General features: G+C 67.7%; 13 protein-coding genes. 5 read left to right on the plus strand and 8 right to left on the minus strand.

Annotated features, from left to right (window positions below):
• Position 1 precedes the first annotated feature (1 nt).
• Both ACIRG5_RS27505 and ACIRG5_RS27510 read left to right on the plus strand, forming a co-directional pair.
• Positions 2–769: an MBL fold metallo-hydrolase gene (locus ACIRG5_RS27505; protein ID WP_402909512.1), complete on the plus strand. Its 768-nt coding sequence runs from the start codon at positions 2–4 to the stop codon at positions 767–769.
• Positions 766–1,182 carry an OsmC family protein gene (locus ACIRG5_RS27510; RefSeq protein ID WP_402909514.1) on the plus strand — a complete coding sequence of 139 codons (417 nt, stop codon included), beginning with the start codon at positions 766–768 and terminating at the stop codon, positions 1,180–1,182. Before ACIRG5_RS27505 ends, ACIRG5_RS27510 begins: the two co-directional genes overlap by 4 nt.
• Here the strand turns inward: ACIRG5_RS27510 and ACIRG5_RS27515 are convergent.
• A complete protein-coding gene (locus ACIRG5_RS27515) occupies positions 1,140–1,634 on the minus strand; it encodes a DUF2231 domain-containing protein (protein WP_402909517.1) in 495 nt (164 codons plus the stop codon). The genes ACIRG5_RS27510 and ACIRG5_RS27515 overlap by 43 nt on opposite strands.
• A 49-nt stretch (positions 1,635–1,683) precedes the next feature.
• On the opposite strand from ACIRG5_RS27515, the gene rph reads away from it, so the two are divergent.
• Complete coding sequence (gene rph, locus ACIRG5_RS27520; protein ID WP_402909520.1) at positions 1,684–2,451, plus strand: ribonuclease PH; 768 nt, start codon at positions 1,684–1,686, stop codon at positions 2,449–2,451.
• Positions 2,448–3,047, plus strand: coding sequence for an RdgB/HAM1 family non-canonical purine NTP pyrophosphatase (gene rdgB, locus ACIRG5_RS27525; protein ID WP_402909522.1), 600 nt, complete (start codon positions 2,448–2,450; stop codon positions 3,045–3,047). Before rph ends, rdgB begins: the two co-directional genes overlap by 4 nt.
• On the opposite strand, the gene ACIRG5_RS27530 is transcribed toward rdgB, so the two are convergent.
• From ACIRG5_RS27530 to ACIRG5_RS27555, 6 genes are all read right to left on the minus strand, one after another.
• Positions 3,044–5,911, minus strand: a complete 2,868-nt coding sequence (locus tag ACIRG5_RS27530; RefSeq protein ID WP_402909525.1) for an NACHT domain-containing protein — start codon at positions 5,909–5,911, stop codon at positions 3,044–3,046. The genes rdgB and ACIRG5_RS27530 overlap by 4 nt on opposite strands.
• 10 nt (positions 5,912–5,921) lie before the next feature.
• Complete coding sequence (locus ACIRG5_RS27535) at positions 5,922–6,260, minus strand: DMT family transporter (protein WP_402909527.1); 339 nt, start codon at positions 6,258–6,260, stop codon at positions 5,922–5,924.
• 283 nt (positions 6,261–6,543) lie between these two features.
• Entirely contained in the window at positions 6,544–7,011 is a 468-nt protein-coding gene (gene bcp / locus ACIRG5_RS27540; protein ID WP_093598740.1) for a thioredoxin-dependent thiol peroxidase, read from the minus strand.
• A gap of 21 nt (positions 7,012–7,032) precedes the next feature.
• Entirely contained in the window at positions 7,033–7,560 is a 528-nt protein-coding gene (locus ACIRG5_RS27545) for a hypothetical protein (RefSeq protein ID WP_319978095.1), read from the minus strand.
• Between the two features lie 338 nt (positions 7,561–7,898).
• Positions 7,899–8,927: an LLM class flavin-dependent oxidoreductase gene (locus ACIRG5_RS27550; RefSeq protein ID WP_402909530.1), complete on the minus strand. Its 1,029-nt coding sequence runs from the start codon at positions 8,925–8,927 to the stop codon at positions 7,899–7,901.
• A gap of 7 nt (positions 8,928–8,934) precedes the next feature.
• On the minus strand, positions 8,935–9,669 hold the full coding sequence (locus ACIRG5_RS27555) for a hypothetical protein (RefSeq protein ID WP_402909532.1): 735 nt from the start codon (positions 9,667–9,669) through the stop codon (positions 8,935–8,937).
• A gap of 94 nt (positions 9,670–9,763) precedes the next feature.
• Here ACIRG5_RS27555 and ACIRG5_RS27560 point away from each other — a divergent pair, with 94 nt between their 5' ends.
• Positions 9,764–10,810: an FAD-dependent oxidoreductase gene (locus ACIRG5_RS27560; RefSeq protein ID WP_402909535.1), complete on the plus strand. Its 1,047-nt coding sequence runs from the start codon at positions 9,764–9,766 to the stop codon at positions 10,808–10,810.
• Positions 10,811–10,990: 180 nt separating this feature from the next.
• Here ACIRG5_RS27560 and ACIRG5_RS27565 read toward each other — a convergent pair whose 3' ends face one another.
• The gene (locus tag ACIRG5_RS27565; protein WP_402909537.1) at positions 10,991–11,605 is read right to left on the minus strand and encodes a DedA family protein; all 615 of its coding nucleotides are present in this window, start codon (positions 11,603–11,605) and stop codon (positions 10,991–10,993) included.
• Positions 11,606–11,684 lie beyond the last annotated feature (79 nt).

An 11,684-nucleotide genomic window follows, 5' to 3' on the forward strand; every position in this document is an offset into this window, starting at 1 on the left:
TGTGCTGCTGACCGTGCTCGGCTGCTCCGGCAGCATCCCCGGACCCGGCGCGGCGGCGTCGGGTTATCTGCTGGAGGCCGACGGGTTCACGCTGGCGCTGGAGTTCGGCAACGGCGTGCTGTCGCGGTTCCAGGAGGAGCGGCCGCTGTTCTCGATGGACGCGCTGGTGCTCTCGCACCTGCATCCCGATCACTGCGTCGACGTGTCTTCTCTGTACGTGGCACGGAAGTACCATCCTGAGCCGCCTGCCTCGGCTCTGCCGGTCTACGCGCCCGCCGAGGCGCACTCGCGGTTCATCGCGGCCTACGCGCCGAACGAGGCCGAGCGGTCGTCGCTGGACTTCAGCGACGTGTTCTCGTTCCACGGCCTGGGCTCTCCGGTCCACATCGGACCGTTCACCGTGGACTCCGCTGTCGTTGCGCATCCTTGCGAGGCCTACGGGTTCCGGATCTCCTGCGGCGGGGTCACGCTCGCCTACACCGGGGACAGCGGACCGTGTCCTGCGCTGGACTCGCTGGCCTCCGGCGCCGACGTGGTGCTGAGCGAGGCGAGCTGGACGCACTCCCCGGACCGGCAGGCCGGCCTGCACCTGTCCGGGCGCGAGGCGGGGGAACTGGCTGAGCGAGCGGGCGCCGGGCGGTTGCTGATCACGCACGTGCCGCCGTGGACGTCGCGTGAGGACGTGCTGCGGGAGGCGCGGTCCGCGTTCGGCGGGCCGAGTGAGCTGGTCGTGCAGGGCGGCCGGTACGAGGTGGGGGAGCGGACATGATCAACCTGGAGCGCGTCGGCGAGCACGAGTTCGTCGCTTCCAACGGGCGCGGCGCGTCGGTGCGGATCGGCCGCAAGGGCCAGGAGGGCTCGTTCAGCCCGGTCGAACTGCTGGTCGCGGCCGCCGCGGGCTGCGCGATGGTGACGTCGGAGACGTTGATCCTGCGGCGGACAGGCGGCGATCAGCTGACAGCGGAGGCGGACGCGGTCCAGTCCGAGAGCGGCAACGAGGTGATCTCCATCCCGGTGACGCTCTCGTACGACCTGTCCGCCGTGGACGACCCGGAGGCTCTCGAGACCGTCGTCCGGCGCGCCGTGGAGCAGTTCTGCACGGTCACGCGGACGTTGAAGCAGTCGGCGACGTCGCCGCTTCAGCTCCCGACACCGCTCCACACCGCGTCCGACCCGCTGTGACCCGCCCGCACGGTCTGCACCGTCGTTCCGACCGCGAGCAGCACGACCAGCACGGACACCACGACTGAGATCACCCGCCACGTCTTCGTGGTGGGTGCCTCCGCCTGGCGTTCGCGATCCGCCAGCCTGCCCGCGACCAGCAGCGCGATCACCGCGACACCGAACCCGAGCGCGATGGGCAGCAGCATGGTGCCGAGGTCGGCGTGCGTCTGGATGGCGGGGTTCTGCACGCCGTTCTTCGCGAGCGCGGCCTGGAGGTCCTCGCCGGCCTGCTTGGCCACCGGGACCGCCGCCACACCGGCCAGCGTGACCCCGAGAACGGGCCACGCGTACCGGCGCCGCCAGGCCGGGACCAGCGCGATCGCGACCGAACTGAGCGCCGCGAGAGGCAACAGCACGACCACCGCGTGCACCAGCAACGGGTGAAGCGGAATACCGTCGATCGTCAGCATGTATCTCCCTACGCCATGGCGCTCCGCAGGGTTCATTAGGGTAGGCGCCGTGGTGCGAAGCGACGGCCGAAACGACGACGTGTTGCGTGACATCCGGATCACGCGTGGATATCAGACCTGGCCCGCGGGCTCGGTCCTGATCGAGTTCGGGAACACCCGCGTGCTGTGCGCCGCGAGTGTCACCGAAGGCGTCCCCCGGTGGCGCCAGGGCTCCGGCCTCGGCTGGGTGACGGCCGAGTACGCGATGCTCCCCTCGGCCACGCACAGCCGCAGCGACCGCGAGTCCGTGAAGGGCCGCATCGGCGGCCGCACGCACGAGATCTCGCGCCTGATCGGCCGTTCTCTCAGGGCTTGCATCGACCTCGCAGCTCTGGGCGAGAACACCATCGTCATCGACTGCGACGTCATCCAGGCCGACGGCGGCACCCGTACCGCCGCGATCACCGGCGCCTACGTGGCACTGGCCGACGCGGTGACGTACCTGGGCGCAGCGGGCCGCCTGGCCGACCCGTCACCCCTGTCGTGCGCGGTCTCCGCCATCTCGGTCGGCGTGGTCGACGGCCGAGTGCGTCTCGACCTGCCGTACGAGGAGGACTCGCGAGCGGAGGTCGACATGAACGTCGTCGCCACCGACGCGGGCACGCTGATCGAGGTCCAGGGCACCGGCGAGGGCGCGACGTTCGCCCGCTCCACTCTGGACCGCATGCTCGACATCGCCCTCCAGGGCTGCGCCGAGCTCAACCGCCTGCAGGCCGAGGCTCTCGCTCTGCCCTACCCCGGCATCCTGCCGGAGCCCAAGTCCGGTGGTCGCAAGTGAAGCTGCTCCTGGCTTCCCGCAACGCGAAGAAGCTCCGCGAACTGCAGCGCATCGTGGTCTCGGAGTCGCTCGACGGCATCGAGGTGCTGTCGCTGTCGGACGTGCCTTCGTTCCCGGAGGCCCCCGAGACCGCGCCGGACTTCGAGGGCAACGCGCTGGCGAAGGCCCGCGACGCCGCTGCGGCCACGGGGCTCGTGTCCGTGGCCGACGACTCCGGGCTTGCCGTCGATGAGCTGAACGGCATGCCCGGCGTGCTGTCCGCGCGCTGGTCCGGTCGTCACGGCGACGACGACGCCAACCTGGACCTGCTGCTGGGCCAGCTCGGCGACGTGCCGGACGAGCGCCGCGGCGCGGCCTTCGTCTCGGTCGTAGCTCTCGTTGTGCCCGGTGGCGAAGAGATTGTCGTTCGTGGCGAGTGGCGTGGCACGTTGCTGCGGGCCCGTCGCGGCACCAACGGCTTCGGCTACGACCCGATCTTCGTGCCTGAGGGCTACGAGATCACGTCAGCCGAGATGACGGCGGAGGAGAAGGACGCGGAGTCCCACCGGGGCCGCGCCCTCAAGCTCCTGGTCCCGTACCTGCGCAAGCTGGCCTAGCCGCGCCATTCGACCTTGACGTCGGGGCCGAGCTCTTCGACCCCGACGTAGGTGCACCGCTTGTACAGTTGCAGTTTCAGCGACCGATCACGCAGCGGACGCACGTCAATTGGCTCGCGGCCGGTGAGTGCGAGAAACTCCAGGACCGGTAGCGCGGACATAATCTTCGGATCGCTCCAGCCTCGGCAGTAAAGGGACCGCAGGCCGATCACTTCAGCGAGTGCACTCACATCGCAATCCGGATCCACTTTGCTGAGTTGCAGGGTTCGCATCGACCTACCGCGGAGGAAGTCGAGACTTTGCCACGGCTCGCGCTGGTAGAGGCCTAGAGAGGAGCGGACCTCCGGGAGGCTTTCCTTGTTCGTGTAGCGCTGGGCGCCCCCGAGAATGATCATCAGCGTCCTCGTCCCAGCAAGAGGGCTGAGATCTATCGCTCCCTGTAGGTGAGTGTAGAGGTACAGCAGTGGAGGTAGATCCTCTACGAAGCTCAGACTCATCTGTGGCTCGTCCAGTGACAGCCAGACGTCCACGTGGGTCAGGTGGCGAAGTAGGCACAGGTGGGGGAATAGCCGAGGTGACTCGACCGTGGCGAGCCCATTCACCAGTGGCGCGTCTGCCAGAACCTCTTCCGCATACCGTTGGACATCGAAGCTCAGCCACGCTTTCATCAGCGCCTCTTGAACATTCGGTCGCGGATCCCTCGCGTACCCGGCGAGCTTGGTTATGGCTTCCGGCGATGCCACAAGTGCCGCGCTGCGCACCGTTGCTGCTGCTGAAGCTTCAGTGAGTTCTTCGAGTGAGGCCGGGAGGTGGCGGAGCACACGGTGGCCGATCGTGGCGAGCGACATGGTCTCCTTGTCGCTTCGTGGTGGTACCAGCCGCTCCCTGATGATCGTGTCGATCTGGTCGCACACGTCGGCATCAACGTCGCTGACGGTCTCCAGGCACGCGGCGGCGAGTAGCCGAAGCCGGCGGGCTTTGCGCGGTTCGCGATCGGCTCTGGCGAGTACGTCGGTCAGCAGTTCCGTCACCTGGGTTCGCTGGCCGTGTCCGCAGGCCAGCACGATCGTCTGCGTCCACGAGTCCAGGTGGGCGTGGGCGACCAGGGTCTCGACCTGGCCGTCCTGCATCGCCTCCGCGCCAGCCAGGTACTCCTGGAACGTTCGGTGCACGAAGTCGACCTTGCCGGGTATTGGTTCACGGAGGACACCGCTGCGTTCCAGTAAGTGCGTGAGGATGGCTTCCGGGTCCTCGTCGACGTTGGGCATCGAGCGGATCTTGCGAGTCACGTGCTCGCGGACTTTGGTCTTCGGCAGCTGTGACAACCCGCCCAACTGCAGGCGCCAGGCTAGATCTCGCAGCAGCACCGTTTTGTCTGAAGTGGTCAGGATGCGGGCGATGCCGCGTTCGGCGTCGCGCAGGTCGAGCAGCATCGTGAGCGCCGCCGCGTACAACTCCATCCGGTTGTGCGGTAGCTCTGACACCCGTCCAAGGTTCAACGCGCACAACATCGCGCACAGCAGGGGCGAAGCGGCCAGCGCTTGCAGGTGTTGGCGGCTTTCGAGTTGGGTGAGGAGTCGTCGTTGCGCTTCCTCGGGTGCCTCGGCTGCTTCGTGCCAGCGTTGCAGGAATGCCTTCACGTCGCCAGGGCTCATCTGCTCCAGTTCGACAGAGGAGAAACCCAGTTCTGCCAACCACTTCTCATCCGTGGCGGCCGGACGTGCCGTCACGACGACTCGTGCCTCGGGGAAGGCCTGGATGAGTTCGCGCAGCCACTCCCGGACCTTCGGGCGCTTCTGCGGCGGAACCTCATCTACCCCGTCTACCAGAACGAGTCCTTTGCCTGCCAAAAGAACGCGGTGGACCCAGCCCGTTGGCATGATCCCGCTCAACCAACCGGAGATGAACTCTTCCGGCTTCGTCGGCAGGGGATCGTCGGCATACTCGCGCAACCTGATCGGGAACGGCACCATCCCGTCCCAGTTCTTCATCCGGCCGGTGAATCCGTTGCGAGCAGAGGTGACGGCCAGCCAGTCGAGCAGCGTCGTCTTGCCGGAACCCGCTTCGCCGCGCACGAAAGTGCGCTTCACCAACGCCGACTCGACGCGCATCCCCGAGTGCGCGTGGTTGTCGATCTCGCTGAACCAGTTGCCGCGTTCTCGTTTCTGGCCTGACACGGTGAGGCTCAGGTAGGCGACGCTCAGCGCCAGGCGTGGGCGGTCTTTCATGGACAGGCCCAGGAGTTCGAGCTTGTCCAGGTTGGTGCAGATAAAGCGGAGGTACTCGTCTCGGAACTCGTCGTCGTTGTCGGTGCCCTGAGGCGCGTAGAGCGAGGTGCGGGGGAGTCGGGACAGGACGTCATCGAGCATCGCGGCACTGGCGGTGGCGCGGGACAGGACCTCGGCGAGGGCACGCGGCTGGAACGACGGCAGGTTTCTGATGATCTGCACGAGGTAGCGGCACGACTGATCGAGCGCGATCTCGTAGCAGCGGCCCAGATCTGCGCGGGGTAGTGAGCTACGGATGCGGTGGGCCAAAACTTCCGGGTCGGCGTCGTCGGCCAGGAGGGCGGCGTCGGACAGGTCGATGGACGACATCGCCTCCTCCACTGCGGTGAGGGAGGAGGCGATGTCGTCGTCGGTGAAGCGTTCCAAGGCCGATTCCAGCTGTTCGGTCACCTGGTGGCCGATGTGCTCGACCAAGGTCTGGAGTTTGGCTCGCTGGGTGGGCTTGGAGAGTTCGGCCGCGGCCAGTTCGGCCAGGGACGCGGTTCGCTCATCGGTGTGGCTTGCCAGCCACTCGGTGGCGGCTCGGAGCGCTACTGACTGGCCGAGTTTGGAGACGGCCTCGATTTCTAAGCCCACCCAAACGAGATTAGACGGCCGCCTGGGCGTGGGAGGCCACCGACACGACGCAGACGCCTGCGGCGATCAGGGCCATGCCGGCGAGCATGGCCAGGTTGAGTGGGTCAGAGAAGAGGACTCGGCTGGTGATGGCCACCAGGGCTATGCCTGCGCCTGCCCAGATGGCGTAGGTGATGGCTACCGGGACGCCCATTCTGATCACTAGTGATTCCAGGTAGAGGGCCGTTAGGAAGCCGGTTGCGAGGCCGGCTGTGGGCCAGGGTTTGGTGAAGCCGTCCGAGTATTTGAGGCAGAGGGTTGCGAAGACTTCCGCGCCTACGGCGAGGGCTAGCAGGATCCACTTGAGCATTGAATTTTCCCAGCACGAAATGCACGCAGCGCTAGGCGTGCGTGTTGAGGAGAACGGGTGATGGTAGGCGAAAAAGCCTGGTCAGCCGCCGCGCGTGGGGAAGTGGACTCGCAAGATGAAATCAGACGGGATGTCGGGGCCGTTAGGTGCCGTCAAACGACACACGGTGTATCACCCTCACCGGAACAGGGGCGGCATTGTTGCGCGCCCTCGGGTCCAACATACCTGAAAAAAGGGCCGCCGTCGCAACCAAAGCGACGGCGGCCTCAGGTGAGGTGAAAGGTCAGGCGGGGAGTTCGCGCAGGAGTTTGGCGACGTGGCCGGTGGCGCGGACGTTGTACATGGCCTTGACGATCTTGCCGTCCGGGCCGACGAGGAACGTCGAGCGGATCACACCCTGGACGGTCTTGCCGTAGTTCTGCTTTTCGCCGAAGGCGCCCCATTCGGTGAGGACCTTCTTGTCCGGGTCGCCGAGGAGCGGGAAGGTCAGGCCTTCGGCGTCGCGGAACTTCGCGAGCTTCTCCTGCTTGTCCGGCGAGATGCCGACGACCTCGTAGCCGGAGTCGGCGAGGACTCCGAGGTTGTCGCGGAAGTCGCAGGCCTGCTTGGTGCAGCCCGGCGTGCTCGCGGCCGGGTAGAAGTACACGACCACGGACTTGCCGAGGTAGTCGGACAGGGACACCGGCTTGCCCTCGCTGTCGGGCAGCGTGAACGCGGGCGCCGTGTCACCAGGTTCGAGACGACTGGTCATGCCCTGAGCCTATTCGGGGGACTACGCCTGGCCCTCGAAGACGGTGGGCGCGTCCTGGCCCTGTCCGCCCGGCTGGATCGTCAGCTCCATCCGCACTGCCGACTCCGGTACGGCGAACGCCAGCTGGAGCTGGGTGTCACGGCCCGGCGGGAGTTCGGCGACGGCTGCGGCGAGGCCGTTGAGGCCCTGCACGGAGTCGACCAGCTCGGCGGCGGGCTGGCCGTCCGCGAGTGCGCGTACGGCGAGCTGGGAGGAGCGGTAGGGCGACTTGGAGCCGTTGTAGACGGTGATCGTGAAGACCGCCGTGCGCTTGGCCGGGGGGATCGCCGTCGCGGACGGCGCGAGGGAACGGGGAGCGGACACCACGACGGACAGGCCGGAGGCCCACACGCGTTGGGTGCCGAAGGCTGCGGCACCGGACGCGCTGGGCGTCTCAGCTCGCTGCTCGACTGTCAGGTTCTCGTTGGGAGTGACGGCGACACTGGGGCCCGCACATCCCGCCACGGCCAGCAACAGGCACAGGCCCGCGGCCGATTTGGCGAACTTCACGAACTCCCCTTTCCCACCCCGGCGGTGGGTGTGAGCGACTCACGTCAACTGTGACGGTGCTGAAGGGGCAGTGCGAACGAAAGAGGCCTGAAGAAGCGGACCTGGTGCCGGGCCGTGGCCGACTCGTAATGGGCGGCGTGGGCGGCGCCACACAGTGCGCCGGCCCCACGCCGTCCGATGCGACCGAGGCCGCAGGTGATGCTAGGGAGCGCGTCGGGGGGCGTGCGCGCTCATACCGATCATCGCCCACTGTGTGCCGCGCGCTACAAGCGGAGCCGTTTATCACCCGTTCAGAGCAGTGTCAGTCGTACAAAACGTGAAGGTCACGCCTGACCGACTCACGTATGTGCGGCTGAACGGCCCATCGACGGCGTCCGTTCGGCCACATCGCCGAGGAGTTCGAACGAACGAAGGCGGTCTTCGTGCCCGTGCACGATCGTTGTCACCATGAGCTCGTCGGCCGCCGTCGACTCCATCAACTCGTCGAGCCCCGAACGGACCGTTGAGGGGGATCCGATGATCTGGCTCGACATGCGGTCCTCGATCACCAGCTCGTCGATCTCGGTGTACGGGTAGTCCGCCGCCTCCTGCGGCGTGGCCAGCGGTGCCGGGCTGCCCTGACGCAGCCGCACGAACGAGAGCGCTCCCGGGCCCGCGATGTACCGGGCGTGCTCGTCGGTGTCGGCGACGATCACCGAGGCGCACACCATCGCGTAGGGCTCCTGCAGGACCTCGGACGGCCGGAAGTGCCGCCGGTACAGCTCCAGCGCCGGCAGCGTGTTCTGGGCGCTGAAGTGGTGGGCGAACGCGAAGGGCAGGCCCAGCAGACCCGCGGCCTGCGCGCTGTAACCCGACGAGCCGAGCAGCCAGATCGGCGGCTTGTTGCCCGCGGCGGGCACGGCGTTGAGGTCCGCGGTGCCCTCGAAGTACTTGATCAGCTCGGTCAGCTCCTGCGGGAAGTTCTCCGCGGAGAGACCGGCTTCGGTGCGCCGCAACGCCCGCGCCGTCTTCTGGTCGGTGCCGGGCGCGCGGCCGATGCCGAGGTCGATGCGGCCGGGGTGCAGCGCTTCGAGCATGCCGAACTGCTCGGCCACCACGAGCGGCGCGTGGTTGGGCAGCATGACGCCGCCGGAGCCGACGCGGATCGTCGACGTGGCGTCCGCGATGTGCCCGATCAGCACGGCCGGCGCGGACGAGGCGATGCCGGGCATGTTGTGGTGCTCGGCGAACCAGTAGCGGTGGTAGCCGAGGCGTTCGGCCTGCTGAGCGAGTTCCCGCGAGTTCCGCAGCGCGGTCGTCGCGTCCGACCCCGACGTGATGGGCGCGAGGTCGAGTACGGACAGCGGGATCTCACTCAGACGGCTCATACATCGATCAACACCGATGCTTGGTCACTTCTTCCGTGAGCTGGGTAACTCGTTTCGCCGCCTTCTCGTAGGTCGTGCCCTCGGGATGCAGCGTCAGCACCACGACGATGCTGAACAGGCACGTCCCGGACGTGTGCAGGGCAGGCGACTTCGTGTCCAGCTCCCACTGGATGCGCGGGCGCGGCCTGTCGACGCACGGCTTCGTCGGGTCGCCGAACCCCGACCAGCCCTGCTTGAACGCGGGCCTCCACGTGGCGGACGGTAGCCCGAACGACTGGTCGAACCCGTCCGACGCGCACTTCTCGGCCCGCTGCAGGTGTCCCATGATCGTGCGCCGCACCTTCGGCTTCGCGTCCTCCAGCAGATACCGGTAGATCTTCACGACGTCATAGGCGCTCACGGCCGTGTAGCCCCACATGCCGCGCTTCTCCGGTGGCCTCGTGTCCTTGAGCTTCAACCGCTCGGCCGTGCGCACGACCAGCTGGTCCCAGCCGTTCTCCACCCACAGCTCGCTCGCCGCGTTGTCGTCGCTGACGCGCAACATCGGTTCGATGCGCGGGTCGTCGCCGCGCGTCTCCAGCTGTTCGATCGCGATCAGGATCTTCACCAGCGAGGCGGATCTGATCGGCTTGTGCACGTCCCGGCCGGTCAACGTGTGCGTGATCCGGTCGTAGACCGCGTAGGAGGCCGTCGTGGTGGGAACGGGTGCCGCGAGCAACGCCAGCGTCAGAAGTAGGTGCACGCTGCCGGAAGTTAGCGGTCGTCCGAACCTTTTGCCCGATGTTTTGTAGCTCACAGGTGAGAAGAACCGGCGGCCTCCTTCCGTTGACCGTGATGTGACGGATGTGGTGGTGATCGGCGCGGGACAGGCGGGCCTGTCCGCCTCGTACTTCTTGCAGCGGCGCGGCGTCGAGCACGTGGTGCTGGACGCGAACGACTCGCCCGGCGGCGCCTGGCTGCACCGGTGGCCGAGCCTGCGCATGCGGACCGTGCACGGCATCCACGAACTGCCCGGCATGCCGTTCGAGCAGCCCGCACCCGACGAACGCGCGAACGAGGCCATCCCGTCCTACTTCGCCCGCTACGAACAGCTCTTCGACCTTCCCGTCGTCCGTCCGGTGAACGTCACCCAGGTGGTCAACGACGGCGCGCTGCTCAAGGTCGAGACCTCGGACGGCGTCTGGACCACGCGTGGCCTGATCAACGCGACCGGCACGTGGCGCCGCCCGTTCTGGCCGCACTACCCGGGCCAGGAGACGTTCCAGGGCCGCCAGCTCCACACCGCCGACTACCAGGGCCCCGCAGAGTTCGCCGGTAAGCGCGTCGTGGTCGTGGGCGGCGGCGCGTCGGCCACGCAGTTGCTCGTGGAACTCGCTCCTTTCGCAGCGGAGACCCGCTGGGTCACGCGGCACGAACCGGTGTGGCGGGAGGGCCCGTTCACCGAGGACTACGGCCGCTGGGTGGTCGGCATGGTCGAGGAACGCGTCCGGGCCGGCCTGATCCCGCGCAGCGTCGTCAGCGTCACCGGGCTGGCGCTGACCGACCAGACCCGCGCGGCCATCGCGTCCGGGGTGCTGGACCGCAAGCCGATGTTCGAGCGGGTCACTCCTTCCGGAGTCGAGTGGGCTTCCGGGGAGCGTTTCGACGCCGACGTCATCCTGTGGGCCACCGGGTTCCGGCACGACCTGGACCACCTCGCCCCGTTGCGGTTGAGGGCTTCCGGTGGCGGGATCCAGGTGGACGGCACCCGTGTGGTGTCCGATCCGCGGATTCACCTCGTGGGGTACGGGCCTTCGGCCAGCACGATCGGGGCGAACCGGGCCGGGCGCAGTGCTGTCCGTGAGCTGATGGGCCACCTGGACGGGCTGAAGGTCGCGAACTGAGCGACCACCGATCCCGGCTGTGTTCGACTGGACGTGAAGTGGGCGGTGTCGTGCCAGGGCACGACCGCAAGGCTGGGCGGCTTGCGGGTCGTGGGTGCTGTGACGGGCTGGCGGTGCGGCGATGAGGACACGGCGCGGCCGCCAGGCTTCGTGAGCGTGGCCTGCTCGGCGCGGCTGTTCCTAGACGCGGGAGTCGGCCCGCTTCTTCGACAGCCGGGTGACCACGAAGATGGCCACGGCCACCACGGCCAGGCCCAGGACGACCTTCGAGCCGATGCCCACGTACTGCTCGACCAGGTGCCAGTTGTCGCCCAGCAGGTAGCCCGCGAGGATCAGCGCCGTGTTCCACAGCAGGCTGCCCGCGGCGGTGTAGGCGAGGAACGGCGCTAATCGCATGCGTTCGACGCCGGCCGGGATCGAGATCAGGCTGCGGAACACCGGGATCATGCGGCCGAAGAAGACCGCGCGGTAGCCGTTGCGCAGGAACCAGGCCTCTGTCCTGTCCACATCGGACACCCGGACCAGCGGCATGCGGGAGGCGATGCGGCGCACCCGCTCCCGGCCCAGCGCGGCGCCGATCCAGTACAGCAGGAGCGCGCCCGCGACGGATCCGAACGTGGTCCAGAGGATGGCGTCGAGCAGCGACATCTTGCCCTGGGCCGCGGTGAAGCCGGCCAGGGGCAGGAAGACCTCGCTCGGCAGCGGCGGGAACAGGTTCTCCAGCGCGATCGCCAAAGCCGCTCCGGGTGCGCCGGCCACGTGCATCAGGTCGGTGACCCAGTCGACCAAGTTCATGCTGTCCAAGTTACGGACGCGGGGAGCCGGGGACATTGGGGTAAACCGCAAGGTTGGGGTGGGGAAAACCCCACCCCAA

Source organism: Lentzea sp. NPDC102401, assembly GCF_044765805.1.
GTDB lineage: Bacteria > Actinomycetota > Actinomycetes > Mycobacteriales > Pseudonocardiaceae > Lentzea > Lentzea sokolovensis.

Bases quoted from the DNA above. Each gene is read 5' to 3' on its own strand.
- bcp (WP_093598740.1), bottom strand. From the start codon at position 7,011: ATGACCAGTCGTCTCGAACCTGGTGACACGGCGCCCGCGTTCACGCTG.
- ACIRG5_RS27515 (WP_402909517.1), bottom strand. From the start codon at position 1,634: ATGCTGACGATCGACGGTATTCCGCTTCACCCGTTGCTGGTGCACGCG.
- ACIRG5_RS27510 (WP_402909514.1), top strand. From the start codon at position 766: ATGATCAACCTGGAGCGCGTCGGCGAGCACGAGTTCGTCGCTTCCAAC.
- ACIRG5_RS27550 (WP_402909530.1), bottom strand. From the start codon at position 8,927: ATGAGCCGTCTGAGTGAGATCCCGCTGTCCGTACTCGACCTCGCGCCC.
- ACIRG5_RS27565 (WP_402909537.1), bottom strand. From the start codon at position 11,605: ATGAACTTGGTCGACTGGGTCACCGACCTGATGCACGTGGCCGGCGCA.
- ACIRG5_RS27535 (WP_402909527.1), bottom strand. From the start codon at position 6,260: ATGCTCAAGTGGATCCTGCTAGCCCTCGCCGTAGGCGCGGAAGTCTTC.